Source organism: Amycolatopsis sp. NPDC004169 (genome assembly GCF_040610315.1).
In the GTDB taxonomy this organism is placed as follows: domain Bacteria; phylum Actinomycetota; class Actinomycetes; order Mycobacteriales; family Pseudonocardiaceae; genus Amycolatopsis.
Window position 1 is genome coordinate 116825 of record NZ_JBEXMD010000025.1, and the last position, 16645, is coordinate 133469.

The window sequence follows — 16645 nt, forward strand, 5'->3', positions numbered from 1 at the left end:
GGGTCAGGACCAGTCCTCGTGCACGCGGCTTACTGGTCCAGACCGGTTACGCAGAGCAGTGGATCCTGCGCGATCCAGGACCGGACGCGGTCTGGCCCAACCGAGTGAAACCAGCGGTTCGTCAGACACATTGCTTGACGGGCGTACCGCAAAGAGTCCACAGTCGGAGCGGCGACTGGGAGCGCTCCCAAGATGGCCGGTCACTCAGCGAAGAGGAGATCATCTTGCGCGCAACGAATTCCCGGGTCCGGCGGACGATGGCCGTCGTGGCGGCCATGGCGGTGACGACCGCGCCCGCCGTGACCGGCACGGCAGCGGCCGCGGGCGGATGCCGGGTCGACTACGCGATCGGTTCCCAGTGGCAGGGCGGGTTCGGCGCCGCCGTGACGGTGACGAACCTCGGCAGCCCGGTGAACGGATGGCAGCTGACCTGGACGTTCTCCGGCGACGAGCGGATCACGCAGCTGTGGAACGGGACCCACACCCAGTCGGGCGCCCAGGTGTCGGTGACCAACGCGTCGTGGAACGGCGCCGTCGCCACGGGCGGAACGGTTTCCTTCGGCTTCAACGCCACGTCCGGCGGCAGCTCGGCCGCCCCGTCGGCGTTCACGCTCAACGGCGTCGCGTGCACCGGCTCGGTGCCGACCCCACCGGCGGGCGGCGAACCCGCGGTGAACAAAAACTTCCCGGTCACCCGGGAGGCCGCGTACGGCGACAACCGGTACACCGTGTTCCGGCCGTCGAACCCGCAGGCGGTGGGTGCGCCGATGCCGGTGCTGGCGTTCGGCAACGGGGCCTGCGCGCACACGGACAACAGCGAGGTCACCCGCGCGCTGACGTTCATCGCGTCGAAGGGCTTCGTGGTGGTGGACACCGGATCGGCGAACGGTTCGGCCAACGGCGTGCCGAGCGGCTCCCCCATCCCGTCCCTGCTGACCGGGGCGATCACGTGGGCGGAGCGGGAGCAGAACCGGTCCGGGGCACCGCTGTCGCAGCGGCTCGACCTGGCGAAGGTGGCCACCTCGGGCCACTCCTGCGGCGGCATCGAGGCCTTGGTCGCCGCGCAGGACAGCCGGGTCTCCGCCGCCGTCTCGCTCGACAGCGGCTTCTTCGCAGACGGCTCCTTCGGCTATTCGCGAGCCGAGCTCGCCCGCCTCCACACACCGACGTTGTTCATGGCCGGCGGTCCGTCCGACATCGCCTACGACAACACCCGCGCCAACTACGACCTGGTGACCGTTCCCGCCGTGCTGGCGGTGCACCCGCAGGCCGGGCACGTCGGCTTCATCACCGGGAGCCAGCTGACCGACGGAATGACCACGGTCGTCCAGTTCCTGGACATGGTGCTCAACGGCAACGCCACGGCCCGCACCTACATCCTTGACCCGTCCGGACTCGCGTCCCGGTACCCGTGGACGGTGTCCAAGAAGAACTTCTGAGGGCCGCAAAGGGCCGAAACAGCAAGGAACCCCCTGTTTCCAGGGGGTTCCTTGTACTGCTGTCTCAACCAGACGTGCGCCCGAAGGGATTCGAACCCCTGACCTTCTGATCCGTAGTCAGATGCTCTATCCAGCTGAGCTACGGGCGCGTGTTCAGTTGTAACCTAGCACCCGGCGAACCGGGTACCAGCGGAGGCTCCGGGATTTGAACCCGGGAGGGGGGGTTACCCCCAACCGCATTAGCAGTGCGGCGCCATAGACCAGACTAGGCGAAGCCTCCTGGGCCCAACGACCACTGCTCAGATAGGTTACACACCCCCGGATCACCCCCGAACGCGGCCCCCCTTATGCCCGCTGCAGCAGCCTGAGCAGGCGCGGGGAGCGGCCGCCGAGGCCCTCGGCCTCGAACGTCGCGATGCCCACCCGGGGGAGTTCGCGCACCCCCGGGTACACCAGGTACCTCGGCACCCAGCGCGGCTGGAACTTCGCGTTGAACCGGTAGAGCGTCTCGATCTGGATCCAGCGCGAGAAGAAGTGCAGCACCTTCGCCGACATGCGGGCGACCGGGCCCGCGCCGATGCGGCGGCCCTGTTCCATCAGGGCGCGGAACGCCGCGAAGTTCAGGGACACCTGCTCGACGCCGTGGCGGCCCGCCGCCAGGAGGAGCTCCGAGATCATCAGCTCGTTGACGCCGTTGTCGGCCGCGCGGTCGCGGCGCATGACGTCCAGCGACAGGCCCTTCGTCCCCCACGGCACGAACTGGAGCACGCCGCGGACGCGCCCGCCCTGCTCGGCCGTCACCAGCACCGAGCCCGGGTCGCCCATGCGGCCGAGTGCCATCGAGAAGCCGCGCTCGGTGTCCGTGCCGCGCCAGTTGGCCGCCAGCACCTCCAGTTCGGCCAGCTCGCCCGGGCGCAGGTCCTCGGCCCGGCGCACCAGAACCTTGTAGCCCGCGCGCTTGGTGCGGGACGCCGCCTGGCGGACGCCGCGCATGGTGCGGCCGTCCAACGTGAACCCCGCCGCGTCGACGACCGCCTCGTCGCCGATCTCCAGGACCTCCAGGCCGAACCGGGCCCACACCGTCGCGCCGAGCTCGGAGACGCCCATCGCCGCCGGCGTCCAGCCGTTCCTCCGGCAGACCTCCAGGTACTCCTCGATCGCGCCCGGCCAGGCCTCGTGGTCGCCGAGCGGGTCGGCCGAGCACAGCGCGACCCCGGCGATCACGCGGTAGGTGACCGCCGCCTTGCCCGTCTTCGAGAACACCGCGAACTTGTCCCGCCGCAGCGCGAAGTAGCCGAGCGAGTCACGCTCGCCGTGCTCGTCCAGCAGCCGGCGCAGCCGCGCGACCTCTTCGTCGGTCAGCCGTGGCGCCGGCTCGGCCGAGCGCAGCAGGAAGTACGCCGACACCAGCACCGCGGCGAGGCCGAACAGCGCGCCGACGGCGGCGGTGAGGTCCTCCAGCCACATCTGGTGGAACACCGCGGGCCCGCTGGCCGCGACCAGCGCGAGCGCCGACTCCGCGAGCCGGTCGCCGAACCCCATCGGCTCCAGCGCCGCGCGCGGCGCCACGGAGAGCAGGATGACGTTGATCACGAAGCCGGCCAGCGCCAGCTGGACGAACACGCGCACCGCCCGCCAGCGCCCGACCACCGGGTCCGGCTTCGCGACGAAGTAGCGCCGGTTGGCGATCAGGCCGATCAGCAGCAGCACCGACACCAGGCCGGCGCCGAGGACGTGCTTCAGCCCCAGGTGCGACATCGTGAGCAGCACGGTCGCGCCCACGGCCAGCTGCCAGGCCCGGCGCTTGCGGCGCCGGAGCCCCGCGGCCAGTAGCACCAGCAGCACGCCCATGACCAGGGCAACGGTCGCCGCGGCGACCGTTGCCTCCTGCGGCAGCTCCAGCCACTCGGCCAGGTGCCCGCGCAGGCTGCGCCGGCCGGCCGGGACCAGGATCGAGCCCACGGTCAGCAGCCCGGCCAGCCGGGTCACCCAGGTGATCACCCCCACGGTGGTGGCTCCCGCCACCTTCCAGGTGATCTGCGCGCGTGTCCCCGTCACCACCCGTTCAACCCAGCGTGGCTGATCATGCTTCCCCCATCTACCCCCCGGCGAGCTCCACGAACGGCGCGAGCGCCGCCGGGTTGGCCAGCGCGTCGCGGCTGACGGCCCGGTCAGGAGCCACACCGGCGAGGATCTTCTTCACCGGTACCTCACACTTCTTACCGTTCAAGGTACGAGGTATCTCGGAAACCACGACGAACCGATCGGGTACATGGCGCGGTGACAGCGCGCTACGGAGCTCCTTGCGCAGCCGCGGCTCGACGTCTTCGAGCGCGACACCACCGGCCAGCACCACGAAACAGATCAGCTGCCCGTCCTCGTTCCCGGCCGCCGAGGTGTCCACGACCAGGGAATCCGCGATCTCGTCGTAGCCCTCGACGACCCGGTAGAACTCCGCCGTGCCCATCCGGACGCCGCCGCGGTTGAGCGTCGAGTCGCTGCGGCCGTAGATCACCGCCGAGCCGCGGTTCGTGATCCGGATCCAGTCCCCGTGCCGCCACAGCCCGGGGTACATCTCGAAGTAGGCCTCACGCAGCCGCGAGCCGTCGGGGTCGTTCCAGAAGAACACCGGCATCGACGGCATCGGCTTGGTGATGACCAGCTCGCCGACCTCCTCGACGACGGCGTTGCCGGCTTCGTCGAAGGCGTTGACCGCGGCCCCCAGCGCCGGGCAGGACAGCTCACCGAGCCAGACCGGCACGTCGGGCGCCGACGCGACGAAGGCCGCGCACAGGTCGGTGCCGCCGGAGACCGAGCAGATCTGCACGTCCTTCCCGACCTCGTCGACGATCCACCGGAAGCCCTCGACGCTCAGCGGCGCGCCCGTGGAGCCCAGCGCGCGCAGGCCGGAGAGGTCGTAGCGCCCCGCGGGCTTGATGCCGGCCTTGAGGCAGCTCTGGATGAACGGGGCCGACGTGCCGAAGTAGGTGACGCGGTGCTGCTCGGCCAGGTGCCAGAGCGCGTTCAGGTCCGGGAAGCCCGGGCTGCCGTCGTAGAGCACGATCGTCGTGCCGACCAGCAGGCCGGAGATGAGGAAGTTCCACATCATCCAGCCGGTGGTGCTGAACCAGAAGAACCGGTCGCCGGGGCCGAGGTCGGTCTGCAGCGCCAGCGCCTTGAGGTGCTCCAGCGTGATACCGCCGTGGCCGTGCACGATGCCCTTCGGCAGGCCGGTGGTGCCCGACGAGTAGAGCACCCACAGCGGGTGCGCGAACTCGACCGGCTCGAACAGCAGCGGCGCGCCCTCGTGCTTCGCGAGCAGCTCGGCCCAGTCGAGGATTCCGTCCATGCGGCCTTCGCCGACGTACTCGACGAGCACGGTCGCGGCCAGCGACGGCAGCTGCGCCTGCAGGTCGGCGACCGTCGTCCGGATGTCGAACTGGCGGCCGTTGTAGGCGTAGGCGTTGACCGCGAAGAGCACCTTCGGCTCGATCTGGACGAACCGGTCGGCGACCGCGCGGACGCCGAAGTCCGGCGAGCACGACGACCAGATCGCCCCGATGCTCGCCGCGGCGAGGAACGCGACCAGCGTCTGCGGGCAGTTCGGCGCGAGGGCGACGACCCGGTCGCCCTTGCCGACGCCGAGTTCGAGCAGCGCGGCCCGGGCGGCGGCGACCTGCGCGCGCAGCCGGCCGTACGTCAGGTGGCTCGCGAAGCCGTCTTCGCGGTGGAAGATCACGGCCGTCTCGTCGTCGGCCTTCACCGCGCCCGCGACGCCGGGGGTGAGCGCGTGCTCGGCGTAGTTGAGCGTGCCGCCCTCGAACCAGACGGCGTCCGGCATCTCGCCGGAGAGCACCTCGCCGGGCTGGTCGTGCCAGCGGACGCCGAGGAAGTCCGCGACCGCCGCCCAGAAGTCCGGGCCGCGGTCGACCGAGAACTCGTGCAGCGCGCGGTAGTCGTCCACCTCGACGCCGCGCTCGGCGCGCAGCCACCGGCGGAAGGCTTCGATCTTGGTGTTGGCAACGTGGCCCGGCTCGGGGCGCCAGAGCACTTCGGGGGCGTCGGCGGTGTGCGTCACGCCCCGAGCCTAATCCTTCGGATCCGGAAGTCACCGTGGTCGGAACCGACACGGAAACCCGGGGAAGCATGTGGCCCGGCCACACTCACCGCAGGTGCGCGTCGAACCAGTTCAGCGTGCGCTGCCAGGCCTCCGCGGCCGCGCCCGGATCGGCGTCGAAGCGGTGGTTCGCGCCCGGGTAGTGGACGACGTTGGTGGCGACCTTCGCCGACGCGGCGGCGTCACGCAGGCGCTCGACGTCGGCGCCGCCCGCCTCGTCGCCGGCGTCGCCGTACATGCCCAGCCACGGGCTGGTGAGCTTCCCGGCGATCTCGACCAGCGCGGGCAGCTCCGCGGCCTGCTGCCCGCCGACGCTGACCGCCGCGCCGAGCTTGCGGTGCGACGCGACGACCAGCGCCGCGGTGCCGCCGAGGTCGAAGCCCATCACGCCGAGCAGGTCCGCCTGGACACCGCGCTCGACCAGCCAGGCCAGCGTCAGGTCGGTCGCGTCGAGCAGGTCCTGCTGGGTGAGGCGGTCGTTCTCGAGGTGCGGGGTGACGGTCAGCCAGCCCTCGGTGGCGAGGCTGGCGAGCAGCAGTTTCACGCCGTCGGTGACGCCGTCGGCCTCGTGGAGCACCACCAAGCCACCGCGCAGCGCGCCTTCGGGTTCCGAAAAGGTCAGGCGCAGGGTCCGGCCGTCGGTGCGCTGGTAGTCCACGGTGGAGGTCGACGTCATTGCTTCACCCAACCACCTGGAGGTGAACGGGAGGAAGCCCGGTGACGCAGGTCGCCGCGATGGGACCGCTTGAAGGGAGTCGCGGGGCGGCGGGCGGAAAAGATACGGTGAGCGGGTCGTCCCGTCGATTTCCAGGAGCGCCGAAGATGCCGTCCGTGTCCCCGCGTGCCGATCTCGAATCGTTGCCGAAATACGTCCCCGGCCGGACGATCGAAGGCGCGATCAAGCTGGCGAGCAACGAGGTGCCCGGCGGCGCGCTGCCGAGCGTCGCGCAGGCGATCGCCGCGGCCGCGGCCGGGATCAACCGCTACCCGGACACCGGCTCGCAGGCGCTGCGCGAACGGCTGGCGCGCGAGCTGGACGTGCCGGTGGAGCGGGTCGCGATCGGCTGCGGCTCGGTGTCCCTGTGCCAGCAGACGATCCAGGCGGTGTGCGCGCCCGGCGACGAGGTCATCTTCGGCTGGCGCTCGTTCGAGGCGTACCCGATCGTCACGCAGGTCGCGAACGCCGTCTCGGTGAAGGTGCCGATCACCGAGGGCCAGGAGCTCGACCTCGACGCGATGCTCGCGGCGATCACCGACCGGACGCGCGTGGTCTTCGTCTGCAACCCGAACAACCCGACCGGGACGGCGGTCCGGCGCGCCGAGCTGGAGCGGTTCCTGGCCGCGGTGCCCGAGCACGTGCTGGTCGTGCTGGACGAGGCCTACAAGGAGTTCGTCACCGACCCCGAGGTGCCCGACGGTGTCGAGTACACCCGCAGCCGGCCGAACGTCATGGTGCTCCGCACGTTCTCGAAGGCGTACGGCCTCGCCGGCCTTCGCGTCGGTTACGCGGTCGCGCCCGAGCCGATCGCGGACGCGCTTCGCCAGGTGTACGTGGCCTTCTCGGTGAACATGCTGGCCCAGGTGGCCGCGCTGGCGTCGCTCGACGCGGCCGACGAGCTGCTGGCCCGCTGCCAGGACATCGTCGCCGAGCGCGGGCGGGTGCGGGACGCCCTGCTGGCGGCGGGGTACCGGGTGCCGGAGACGCAGGCGAACTTCGTCTGGCTGCCGCTCGGTGACCAGGCCGTCCCGTTCGCCGAGCACGCGCTGGACCGCAAGCTCGTGGTCCGCCCGTTCGCCGGCGACGGTGTCCGCGTGACCATCGGGACGCCCGAGGAGAACGACCTCTTCCTGGCCGCGGCCCGCGAGTTCAGTTCGCGAACTGCTTGACCACGAGCTGGACGACGGCGGCGACGCCGATCACCACGATCACGCCGCGCAGCACCGCCGGCGGCAGCTTCCGGCCGATCTTCGCGCCGAGGAAGCCGCCGGCGGTCGAGCCGACCGCCAGCCACAGCACGACGGCCCAGCTGACCGGCGCGACGAACGCGTAGATGAGCCCGGCGACCAGGTTCACGACGGCGGCGAGGACGTTCTTGACGCCGTTGAGCTTCTGCAGCGGCTCCGACAGCAGCATCCCCATCACGGCCATCAGCATCACGCCCTGCGCGGCGGTGAAGTACCCGCCGTAGATGCCGATGAGGAAGATGAGGAACATCAGCAGCGGCCCGGGTTTGTGCTCGGTCCCGTTCTGCTCCCGCCGCTCGGCGACCCACTTCGAGACCTTCGGCTGGATGATCACGAGGATCACGGCCAGCCCGACGAGCACCGGGACGACGGCTTCGAAGGCGTCCTTCGGCAGCGAGAGCAGCAGGATGGTGCCGCCGATGGCGCCGAGGAAGGACGCGACGGCGAACTTCGCGGTCTGCGGCCAGTAGCCCTCGAGCTCGTGCCGGTACCCCCAGGCGCCGCTGAGCGTGCCGGGCGCCAGGCCGATGGCGTTCGAGGTGGTGGCGGTCACGGGCGGGTAGCCGAGCGCGACGAGCACCGGGAAGGTGACGAGCGTCCCGGAGCCGACGACGGCGTTGATCGTCCCCGCCCAGATCCCGGCGACCACGATGATCAGCGCGTGCCACCACGTCATGAAGCAATCACGTGCGGAGCCTAAGCATCGTGGGCCGCTCCCGCGCGGCAGATGTGTCAGGTCAGACACTCACGGCGATGCAGCGCTTCGGCCGGCCGCCGCGTAAGAAGCCGTACCTGAAGTGAAGGAGGCCCGATGCGGGCAGCCGACGAGGATCGGTTTCGCGAGTTCGCCAGGGACAACGCCGTGCCGCTGCGCCGGTACGGCTACCTGCTGTGCGGCGACTGGCACCTGGCCGAAGACCTCGTCCAGACCACGCTGCACAAGCTGTACGGCGCGTGGCCGCGGGTCCGCGGCACCGACCGGCCGGTGAGCTACGCGCGGCAGACGCTGACCCGCTGCTGGCTCGACGAACGGCGGCGGCCGTGGCGGCGGTCCGAGCGGCACACCGGCGCGGTGCCCGAGGTCGAGGACGCTGCGGCGGATCCGGCCGTGCTCCAGCAGCACGCCGGCCTGCGTGCCGAACTGGCCACGGCGCTGGCGGCGCTCGCGCCCCGGCAGCGGGCGGTGCTGGTGCTGCGATACTTCTGCGACCTGCCGGTCGCCGAAGTGGCCCGTGAGCTGCGGTGTTCGGAGGGCACGGTCCGGAGCCAGGCCACCAGGGCGCTGCGGACCCTCCGCGGCGCCTTCCCGGATGCGCTGGCAGAAAGCGAGCTGTGATGGACGAGCAGATGCTGGCCCGCGAGTTCATCGCGGCCGTGCGCGCCGAACCGCCACTGGGGTTCGACCCCGACGAGGTCGTCACCCGGGTCGCCCGCCGACGGCACCGCCGTCGCACGATCCTGCTGGCCTGCGCCGGTGTCGTCATCGCCGCGGCCGCCGCCGTCGCCATCCCGGTCACCCGGCCCGTGCCCGGCGTCCCGGTCCAGCCGGCGGTACCGCCCCGGCCGTCACCGCCCGCCGGGGAACGGTGGTGGCCGCCGGGCACCGGCGAGCTGCCCCAGCCGACCGACGCGCGGATCGGCGCCCGGGCCCCGCAGATCGCGGAGCACCTCGAAGCGGTCCTGCCGGAGATGCTGCCGCCCGGCGAGCCGATCCGGCGCGACTCCCTCACGACCGGCCACTTCGGCGGCATCATGCCGACCAGCCAGCGGGGGGTGGGCATCACCGAGCACGGCGGGCCGGAAGACACCGGCTACTACCTCGCTGTCGACGTGTACGTGCCGACCAACCCGGTGAAGCGGTTCCAGCCCCGGCAGCTGTGCGCGGTGATGAAGACGCAGATCAGCCCCTCGACGACCTGCCGCTACACCGCCGTCGGCACCAGCGGGATCCTGATGACGTCCGAAGCGGACACCACCGACCGGGAAGGCACGCTGCAGCACAGCATCACGGTGACCGACTTCCGGGCGGACGGCAGCTACGTCGTGGTCCACCTGGGGGGCACGATCGGGGTCACCGGTCCGCTGCCGTTGACCGCCGAGGAGCTCGCGACCTTGGCCCAGGATCCGGGGCTGAACTTCTAGCGCTCTGGAAGTGACTGCGGGGTGAAGACGCAGAACTCGTTGCCCTCGGGGTCCGCCAGCTGGTCCCAGTCGACATCACCTCCCCGCGCCCGGATCAGGGTGGCCCCCAGCGCCACCAGCTCCGCGGGGTCGCCGAAGACGTCCAGGTGCATGCGGTTCTTCACCGTCTTCCGCTCCGGCACCGGGTTGAGCCAGATCAGCGGCCCCTCGCCCGCGGGGTCGACGATCGGGACCGGCCAGTCGTCCGGGCGCGTGTCGCCGGTCAGCGAGTCGCGGCGGACGTAGCCGAGCGCCCGGCACCACCAGTCCGCCAGCGCCTGGTGGTCGTTCGCGTCCAGGGCGAGGTCTTTGAACCGCGCTGTCATGCCCCTCCTTCCGGGACGTGCGCCGGGACGACGTCGGACACCACCCGCCAGCCGAGCGCGGTGTACAGCCCGCGCCCGGCTTCGGACGCCAGCAGCGCGCTCGAGCTCGCGGCCGCCGCCTCGCCCAGCCGGTGCATCACCAGCCGGCCGAGGCCACGGCGGCGGTGCGCCGGCTCCGTCTCGATCTTGTCGAACACCGCGACGCCGGCCGCCACCCCGACCTGGCCGTGGGCCGCCGGTTCGCCGCCGGACGACACCAGCACCCGCCACACCGGCCCTTCGCCGGTCACCGTCACCGCGTACCCCGGCGGGACCGCCACCGGTGGCAACGGACCCTCGACGGCCATCAGGTACTCCGTTTCCCCCGCCGTCCACGCCGGGGTCAGGCCCGCCAGCACCTCGGCGCGCGAGCCGCATGTCTTCAGCCACGTGCCGGGCGCGGCCGCCGCCCGCGCCCGGGCCGGCACCGCTGCCGGCGCGCGCAGCAGGTACCGCACCCGGTGCCCGGGCAGGCCGACGTCGACGCGGTAGCCGTCGGGCTCGGCGACCGGCGGCGACGTCGCCCGCGACACCGCCCAGCCCTGCACCCACGCCCCCAAGATGTCCATGCCGGTGATCATGGCAGGCACCCCCGACAATTCCGTGGGCTGAGAGGATGGGCGGGTGGACACCGAGCAGGTCTGGAGCGCGACCGTCGACCGGCTGCGGGCGCGGATCGACTCCGGTGACCTGCCGCCGGGCAGCAGGCTGCCCGCCGAACGGGTGCTCTGCGAGGAGCTCGGCATCAGCCGGGGCTCGCTGCGGCAGGCGCTGCGGGTCCTCGACTCCATCGGCTACGTCCAGATCCGGGCCGGCTCCGGCACCTACGTCCGCGAACAGCAGGAACAGCCGCTGCGGACCTGGTTCACCGAGCACGACCAGCTCGTCGAGAAGCTCTTCGACCTCCGGGCGACCGTCGAGCCCACCCTGGCCGAGCGGCTGGCCCGGCACGCCACCGCGCGGACCGTCAGCAGACTCGAGGACAACGTCGCCGAGATGGCGCAGGCCGCCGAAGACGGCGACATGCTGCACGTCATCGCCGCCGACGCCGAGTTCCACCGGGTGATCGCGCAGAACGCGGGCAACGACGACGTCGCCGGGCTGCTGCGGTCCGTGCTCGCCCTGGTCGGCGAGGAGCGGCGGGCGGCGCTGCGGCTGCCCGGGCAGATCCGCAAGGCCGTCGCCGACCACCGGGCCATCCTCGACGCCATCCGCCGCTCCGACCCGGCCGCGGCCCGCGAGCTGACCCTCAAGCACCTGGTCGAGGCCAAGACCTACGCGCACGACTTCGCCGCGCACCCGGAAACGCGCTAGAATTTTCACAACATTGTGAAACTTCTGGGGTCGTGATGGAGAAGGTCCACTTCACCGAAGAGAAGGCCACCAACCTGGCCACGCTCTACGGCCGCGCGCTCGACTACCGCAGTGCCCACCCGATCCTCGGCGACAAGGCGGCGGACGACGCCGTCCGCCGGATCGACTATGACTTCTCCAAGATCGGCATCTCCCCGGACCGCGCGGTGTCGGTCGTCCTGCGCGCGAAGCCGATCGACGACTGGACCGCGGAGTACCTGCGCGCCCACCCGGACGCGATCGTGCTGCACCTGGGCTGCGGCCTGGACACCCGGTTCCAGCGCCTCGCCCCGCCGGAGAGCGCGCACTGGTACGACGTCGACTACCCCGAGGTCATCGAGCTGCGGGAGATGCTCTACGACAAGGCGCCGAACCAGACGCACATCGGCACGTCGGTGACCGACTTCGCGTGGCTGGACCAGGTGCCCTCGGACCGGACGGCGCTGATCGTCGCCGAAGGTCTCACGATGTACCTGAAGCCCGAGACCGGCACCGAGCTGTTCCGCCGGCTGGCCGCGAAGTTCCCGTCCGGCGAGCTGATCTGCGACCTCTTCAGCCGGATGGCCATCAAGAGCCAGAAGATCAACACCCCGGTCCGCCGGGCGGGCGCGACGCTCTACTGGGGTGTCGACGACCCGCGCGACCTCGAACCCTGCGGCCTCACCCTCGAGTCCTCATTGGACGCCGCACACTGGGCGACCCCGGACGTGCTGGCCAAGATGGGGCCGATCACCCGGTTCCAGCTGCGGTTGCTGAAGGTCTTCCCGCCGCTGGCGCGGACCGCGCACATCGTGCGGTACCGCTTCTAACGCGACTCCAGCACGCGCGCCACGAACTTGTGCAGCTTCTCTTCCAGCCGCGCGATGCGCTCCTCGAGCGTCAGCGTCTCGAACGGCTGGGGGACGTCGGACTTGAGCTCGCCCCGGACGTACTGGCAGCAGCCGAGATTCCCGCAGGCGTAGATGCCCAGCGTGTTGCCGTCACGGCCGGACTTCCCGGCGCGCTTGCCGGAGAAGAGCGTGATGTCGGCGAGCCCGTGCGTCGTCGTGCAGAAGCCGCAGATGTTGCTGCGCAGGCGTGACTTCGGCGGCGGTGCCGCACGCAGGGCGAGCCCGACGACTTCACCGCCGTGGGGCAGCACGAGGTAGGCGCGCCCGGGTGCCTTCGGGTCGCGCCAGCCGAGGAACTCCCGCCGCTCCCACGGGATTTCCGAGGGCTGGGCGGGCAGCGTCACGCCCTTGGCTTCGCCGCGCGTGCAGTTGACGAACGAGGCCCGGATCTCGTCCTGGCCGAGTGGTTCCATGATCGGACGGTAACCAGCGGGCACGGGCGGTGGCCACGCATTTTCGGCCGTACGATCGACGCCGTGCGCAAGATCGCCGTGAAGAACGTCCGCGTGGTGTTGCGCACCAGCCTGGGCTTCGCCGGGCTCGGCATCGGCTCCAGTGTCGCCGGTTCCGGTGTGGTCGCCCTGCTGCTCGTGCTGCAGGGCCTGCCCGGCGACGTCGGCGACCGGGGCTGGGTGCTCGGCCTGACCGCGGCCGGCATCGTCGCCGCGGCCCTGCTCGCCGGGACGCTGTGGACGGCGTGGCTGCAGCGCCGCACCGCGATCTGGTTCGTGCTCGGCCGCCCGCCGTCGGAGAGCGAGGCGCGGCGGGCGTTGCGGCTGCCGGTCGACATGGCCGTGGTCAGCGGCACGCTCTGGCTGATCGGCACCGTGATCCTCACCGCGCTCGCCGGCGCGCTCGGCTCGGCCGACGACGCCGTCGGCATGGCCACGGTGATCGGGCTCGGCGGGCTCACCACGGTCGGGCTCACCTACCTCGCGGCCGAATGGGTGGCGCGGCCGGTGATGACGATCGCGCTGGACGTCCTGCCGCCGCGCGGCTCGCTGCCGGTCACCGTGCTGTCCCGGCTGGTCGTCTCCTGGGCGCTGGCCAGCGGCGTCCCGCTCGTCGGCGTGCTGCTCGTCGCCACCCCGCCGGAGCTGGGCTCCGGCGACCACACCGCCAGCCTGATCATGCTTTCGGTGATCGGCCTCGCTGTCGGCGCGATCGGCACGGCCCTGCTGGCCAGGGCGGTGGCGGCGCCGCTGCACCGGCTGCGCGTGGCACTCGACGAGATCGCGCGCGGCAACAACGACATCGCCGTGGACGTCGACGACGCCAGCGAAATCGGCAGGCTCCAGACGTCGGTGAACCAGCTCGCCGCCGGCCTGCGCGAGCAGGCGCGGATGCGGGACCTGTTCGGCAGGCACGTCGGCGCCGAGGTCGCCCGGCACGCCCTCGAGTACGGCGCCTCCCTCTCGGGTGACGTCCGCGAGGTCACGGCGTTGTTCGTCGACGTCGTCGACTCGACCGCGCTCGCCTACCGGACCCCGCCGGAGGAGCTGGTCGGGAAGCTGAACCGGCTGTTCGCCGCGGTCGTCTCCGCGGTCAACGCGCGCGGCGGGCTGGTCAACAAGTTCCAGGGCGACGCCGCGCTGTGCATCTTCGGCGCCCCGACCCGGCTCGCGGACGCCCAGACGGCCGCGCTGGCCGCGGCCCGGGCGATCCGGGACGCGGTGCGCGAAGCCGGCGAGCTCGACCTCGGCATCGGCGTCTCCGGCGGCCCGGTGTTCGCGGGGCAGCTCGGTTCCAGCAGCCGGCTCGAGTACACGGTGATCGGCGACGCGGTCAACGAGGCCGCGCGGCTCACCGAGCTCGCCAAGGCCGTCCCGGCACGGGTGCTCGCCAGTGACGCCGTCGTCTCCGCGGCCCTGCCGGGCGAAGCCGCGCACTGGGAGAAGCACGGTGAGCTGGAGCTGCGCGGCCGCCAGGAGGCGACGCCGACCTGGACGACGGCCGCTCAGAGCTGACCGAGGTCCGGCCAGCGCACCACGGTCGAACCCCAGGTCAGGCCGGCCCCGAACGCGCTGAGCAGGACGCGGTGCCCAGGCACGAGGGTGCCGTCGGCGCGGGCGTCGGCCAGTGCGAGCGGGATGGACGCGGCGCTGGTGTTGCCGACCCGGTCGATGTTGGCGACCACGGCGTCGGCGGGCATGCCGAGTTGCTTCGCCGTCGCCTGGAGGATCCGGATGTTCGCCTGGTGCCCGACGAAGCGGTCGACGTCGCCGACCATCCACCCCGCGCGGTCCAGGACCGTGCGGGAGGACTCGGCCATCCGCGCGCAGGCGTGCCGGAACACGGCCGTGCCCTGCATGGCGAGGAAGCGGTCGGCCGGCTGGTCGGACAGCCGCCGCCGGGCGCCGCCGGCCTCGACCCAGAGCAGTTCGGCGTGCTCGCCTTCGCTGTGCAGGTCGAACGGGCCGAACGCGCCGGGCTCGTCCGGGTCGCCGGCCCGCAGGAGCACCGCGCCGGCGCCGTCGCCGAAGATCGGCACGGTGGTGCGGTCGCCGGGGTCGATGAGCGTGGTGAAGGTGTCGGCGCCGATCACGAGCACGCGCTCGGCCAGCCCGCCCGCGATGAAGCCGGCGGCCGTGGCGAGGGCGTAGACGAAGCCGCTGCAGACGGCGTTGACGTCGAACGCCGCGGCCGTGCCGAGCCCGAGCCGGGCGGCGACCTGCGGCGCGCTGGCCGGGCAGGGCTGGTCGGGGGTGGACGTGGCGAGGACGACGGCGTCGGCGGAGGTGCCCGCGAGCGCTTCGCGGCCGGCCCCCACCGCGAGGTCCACAGTGGACTCGTCCGGGCCCGCGACGCGGCGCTCGCGGATCCCGGTGCGGGTCCGGATCCACTCGTCCGAGGTGTCGAGCCGGGCGGCGATTTCGTGGTTGTCCAGGACTTTCGTCGGCAACCACGAACCGAGACCGGTCAGCACGGCGGCAGGTGCGGGCACGGGAGAGCCTCCCCACGCCGGCGGGTTGGCGGAGCGACCGGCTGGTCTTCCACTTCTATGGGCTACCCCCTGGTAGACCGGTCAGTTGTGTTCCAGCTCACGGAAAAAGTTGTTTCATCTTCCCCTCGAACGGAGTAGTGAGCGAGGTCACCCGGAAGTGATCACGGGCGGACGGTCGGGGGTGCCGGTTAGCCTGCTGAAGTGCGGACACCTGACCTCGACCAGCTCGACATCGCCATCCTCGCCTGCCTCCAGTCGGACGCTCGCACGATCGCCGAGACGATCGGCGCGAAGGTCGGCCTCTCGGCCGCGGCGGTGCAGCGGCGGATCAAGCGGCTGCGCGAGGCGGGCGTCATCGAGCGCGAGGTGGCGGTGCTCTCGCCGGAGGCGCTCGGGCTGAGCATGACGTTCGTGGTGACGGTCGAGATGGAGCGCGAGAACCTCGCGGTCTTCGACGGCTTCCGCCGCCAGGTGCTGGCCGAGGACGCCGTCCAGCAGTGCTACTACGTCACCGGAACGGCGGACTACGTCCTGATCGTGACGTGCCCGGACATGGCGGGCTTCGAGGCGTTCACCCGGCGGATGTTCTTCGACAACCCGAACGTGCGCCACTTCACGACCAGCGTGGCGATGGATCGCGTGAAAGTGGGGCTGGAGCTGCCGCTCGAGCCGTAGGCCGTCCCGCCGGGGCGCTCGCCGAAGCGGCGCATCCGCCGTTCCCGCGCTGCTCGTGCTGCGGAAGAAGCTGCCCGTCGCGCTGCGGGAAACGTCACCACCGGTGGCCGCCTGAGCGCAAGGGGTAGGTGGCCGGCGTTACACCACAATGGACGGATGCAACCGATCAAGTGAACGTGAGTCTTTCTCCGTCATGACCGTAAGCCCTGGTCATCTCCTTGCCGAACAGTTCGCGCCGCGCGAACCGACCGCGAGACTCCAGGAGGGGCCGTGCACACCGACGCCGTACACCAGAGCCAGTTCGTGCTGCTGAACGAGAGCACCACGCCCGTCCTGTCCCGGCTGTCCTACCACTCCCACGAACCCTTCGCGGTGACCGTGGCCTTCCGGACCGAGCGCGGCCGGTGGATCGAGTGGACCTTCGCCCGTGACCTCCTCGTCGCCGGGCTCGACGAGCCGGCCGGCCTCGGCGACGTCCGGATCCGCCCGGACCTCTCCGAAGACGAAGACTTCCTCACCCTGGAAATCGAGTCACCGGACGGCTATGCGTCGTTCGAGCTCGAGGTCGAAGACGTCCGGACCTTCCTGGACGCCTCCATCGAACTGGTGCCGCTCGGCGAAGAGAGCGCGCACTTCGACGTCGACGGGCTGATCGAGGAGATCAGCAACGTCTGACCCCTGAACCTCCCATTCCCGCGGCGAGGAACGGAGGGCGG

Annotated in this window: 17 protein-coding genes and 2 tRNA genes; 9 read left to right on the forward strand and 10 right to left on the reverse strand. The window is 71.6% G+C overall.

From position 1 onward, the window contains the following. The first annotated feature begins 224 nt into the window (after nucleotides 1-224). Nucleotides 225-1439, forward strand: coding sequence for a cellulose binding domain-containing protein (locus ABZX11_RS29905; RefSeq protein WP_354919061.1), 1215 nt, complete (start codon nucleotides 225-227; stop codon nucleotides 1437-1439). A 75-nt stretch (nucleotides 1440-1514) separates the two neighbouring features. On the opposite strand, the gene ABZX11_RS29910 is transcribed toward ABZX11_RS29905, so the two are convergent. From ABZX11_RS29910 to ABZX11_RS29930, 5 genes are all read right to left on the reverse strand, one after another. Continuing rightward, nucleotides 1515-1588: transfer RNA gene (locus ABZX11_RS29910), tRNA-Arg, on the reverse strand. Between the two features lie 41 nt (nucleotides 1589-1629). Beyond that, nucleotides 1630-1719: transfer RNA gene (locus ABZX11_RS29915), tRNA-Ser, on the reverse strand. Between the two features lie 65 nt (nucleotides 1720-1784). Then, a complete protein-coding gene (locus ABZX11_RS29920) occupies nucleotides 1785-3500 on the reverse strand; it encodes a phosphatidylglycerol lysyltransferase domain-containing protein (RefSeq protein WP_354919064.1) in 1716 nt (571 codons plus the stop codon). 37 nt (nucleotides 3501-3537) lie between these two features. Continuing rightward, nucleotides 3538-5517 (reverse strand): acetoacetate--CoA ligase, encoded by a 1980-nt coding sequence (locus tag ABZX11_RS29925; RefSeq protein WP_354919067.1) that lies wholly within the window; start codon nucleotides 5515-5517, stop codon nucleotides 3538-3540. An 85-nt stretch (nucleotides 5518-5602) separates the two neighbouring features. After that, nucleotides 5603-6232: a dienelactone hydrolase family protein gene (locus ABZX11_RS29930; protein WP_176173606.1), complete on the reverse strand. Its 630-nt coding sequence runs from the start codon at nucleotides 6230-6232 to the stop codon at nucleotides 5603-5605. Nucleotides 6233-6378: 146 nt separating this feature from the next. Between ABZX11_RS29930 and hisC the strand changes: the two genes are divergently transcribed. After that, a complete protein-coding gene (hisC, locus tag ABZX11_RS29935) occupies nucleotides 6379-7443 on the forward strand; it encodes a histidinol-phosphate transaminase (RefSeq protein ID WP_176173607.1) in 1065 nt (354 codons plus the stop codon). Here hisC and ABZX11_RS29940 read toward each other — a convergent pair. Next, complete coding sequence (locus ABZX11_RS29940; RefSeq protein ID WP_176173608.1) at nucleotides 7424-8197, reverse strand: sulfite exporter TauE/SafE family protein; 774 nt, start codon at nucleotides 8195-8197, stop codon at nucleotides 7424-7426. The two genes, hisC and ABZX11_RS29940, sit on opposite strands and share 20 nt — an antisense overlap. A gap of 135 nt (nucleotides 8198-8332) precedes the next feature. On the opposite strand from ABZX11_RS29940, the gene ABZX11_RS29945 reads away from it, so the two are divergent. Continuing rightward, the gene (locus tag ABZX11_RS29945; RefSeq protein WP_176173609.1) at nucleotides 8333-8857 is read left to right on the forward strand and encodes a SigE family RNA polymerase sigma factor; all 525 of its coding nucleotides are present in this window, start codon (nucleotides 8333-8335) and stop codon (nucleotides 8855-8857) included. Continuing rightward, nucleotides 8857-9663 (forward strand): hypothetical protein, encoded by an 807-nt coding sequence (locus ABZX11_RS29950; protein WP_354919072.1) that lies wholly within the window; start codon nucleotides 8857-8859, stop codon nucleotides 9661-9663. Before ABZX11_RS29945 ends, ABZX11_RS29950 begins: the two co-directional genes overlap by 1 nt. Here ABZX11_RS29950 and ABZX11_RS29955 read toward each other — a convergent pair. Both ABZX11_RS29955 and ABZX11_RS29960 read right to left on the reverse strand, forming a co-directional pair. Beyond that, complete coding sequence (locus tag ABZX11_RS29955) at nucleotides 9660-10028, reverse strand: VOC family protein (RefSeq protein WP_354919075.1); 369 nt, start codon at nucleotides 10026-10028, stop codon at nucleotides 9660-9662. The two genes, ABZX11_RS29950 and ABZX11_RS29955, sit on opposite strands and share 4 nt — an antisense overlap. Next, nucleotides 10025-10648: a GNAT family N-acetyltransferase gene (locus ABZX11_RS29960; protein WP_354919078.1), complete on the reverse strand. Its 624-nt coding sequence runs from the start codon at nucleotides 10646-10648 to the stop codon at nucleotides 10025-10027. The genes ABZX11_RS29955 and ABZX11_RS29960 overlap by 4 nt, the downstream gene beginning before the upstream one ends. Nucleotides 10649-10691: 43 nt before the next feature. Between ABZX11_RS29960 and ABZX11_RS29965 the strand changes: the two genes are divergently transcribed. Then, complete coding sequence (locus ABZX11_RS29965; protein WP_176173613.1) at nucleotides 10692-11381, forward strand: FadR/GntR family transcriptional regulator; 690 nt, start codon at nucleotides 10692-10694, stop codon at nucleotides 11379-11381. Nucleotides 11382-11416: 35 nt separating this feature from the next. After that, nucleotides 11417-12229: a class I SAM-dependent methyltransferase gene (locus ABZX11_RS29970; RefSeq protein WP_354919120.1), complete on the forward strand. Its 813-nt coding sequence runs from the start codon at nucleotides 11417-11419 to the stop codon at nucleotides 12227-12229. Here ABZX11_RS29970 and ABZX11_RS29975 read toward each other — a convergent pair. Then, on the reverse strand, nucleotides 12226-12723 hold the full coding sequence (locus tag ABZX11_RS29975; protein WP_354919082.1) for an FBP domain-containing protein: 498 nt from the start codon (nucleotides 12721-12723) through the stop codon (nucleotides 12226-12228). The genes ABZX11_RS29970 and ABZX11_RS29975 overlap by 4 nt on opposite strands. Before the next feature lie 63 nt (nucleotides 12724-12786). Here ABZX11_RS29975 and ABZX11_RS29980 point away from each other — a divergent pair, with 63 nt between their 5' ends. Further along, complete coding sequence (locus ABZX11_RS29980; protein WP_354919085.1) at nucleotides 12787-14277, forward strand: adenylate/guanylate cyclase domain-containing protein; 1491 nt, start codon at nucleotides 12787-12789, stop codon at nucleotides 14275-14277. Here ABZX11_RS29980 and ABZX11_RS29985 read toward each other — a convergent pair. Continuing rightward, nucleotides 14268-15254 carry a beta-ketoacyl-ACP synthase III gene (locus ABZX11_RS29985; RefSeq protein WP_354919088.1) on the reverse strand — a complete coding sequence of 329 codons (987 nt, stop codon included), beginning with the start codon at nucleotides 15252-15254 and terminating at the stop codon, nucleotides 14268-14270. The two genes, ABZX11_RS29980 and ABZX11_RS29985, sit on opposite strands and share 10 nt — an antisense overlap. A 201-nt stretch (nucleotides 15255-15455) precedes the next feature. On the opposite strand from ABZX11_RS29985, the gene ABZX11_RS29990 reads away from it, so the two are divergent. Both ABZX11_RS29990 and ABZX11_RS29995 read left to right on the forward strand, forming a co-directional pair. After that, nucleotides 15456-15929 (forward strand): Lrp/AsnC family transcriptional regulator, encoded by a 474-nt coding sequence (locus tag ABZX11_RS29990; protein WP_176173617.1) that lies wholly within the window; start codon nucleotides 15456-15458, stop codon nucleotides 15927-15929. 270 nt (nucleotides 15930-16199) lie between these two features. Beyond that, nucleotides 16200-16604 (forward strand): SsgA family sporulation/cell division regulator, encoded by a 405-nt coding sequence (locus tag ABZX11_RS29995; protein ID WP_091305351.1) that lies wholly within the window; start codon nucleotides 16200-16202, stop codon nucleotides 16602-16604. Nucleotides 16605-16645: the final 41 nt, after the last annotated feature.

Bases quoted from the DNA above. Each gene is read 5' to 3' on its own strand.
- ABZX11_RS29930 (WP_176173606.1), bottom strand. From the start codon at position 6,232: ATGACGTCGACCTCCACCGTGGACTACCAGCGCACCGACGGCCGGACC.
- hisC (WP_176173607.1), top strand. From the start codon at position 6,379: ATGCCGTCCGTGTCCCCGCGTGCCGATCTCGAATCGTTGCCGAAATAC.
- ABZX11_RS29940 (WP_176173608.1), bottom strand. From the start codon at position 8,197: ATGACGTGGTGGCACGCGCTGATCATCGTGGTCGCCGGGATCTGGGCG.
- ABZX11_RS29945 (WP_176173609.1), top strand. From the start codon at position 8,333: ATGCGGGCAGCCGACGAGGATCGGTTTCGCGAGTTCGCCAGGGACAAC.
- ABZX11_RS29950 (WP_354919072.1), top strand. From the start codon at position 8,857: ATGGACGAGCAGATGCTGGCCCGCGAGTTCATCGCGGCCGTGCGCGCC.
- ABZX11_RS29955 (WP_354919075.1), bottom strand. From the start codon at position 10,028: ATGACAGCGCGGTTCAAAGACCTCGCCCTGGACGCGAACGACCACCAG.
- ABZX11_RS29960 (WP_354919078.1), bottom strand. From the start codon at position 10,648: ATGATCACCGGCATGGACATCTTGGGGGCGTGGGTGCAGGGCTGGGCG.
- ABZX11_RS29970 (WP_354919120.1), top strand. From the start codon at position 11,417: ATGGAGAAGGTCCACTTCACCGAAGAGAAGGCCACCAACCTGGCCACG.
- ABZX11_RS29975 (WP_354919082.1), bottom strand. From the start codon at position 12,723: ATGGAACCACTCGGCCAGGACGAGATCCGGGCCTCGTTCGTCAACTGC.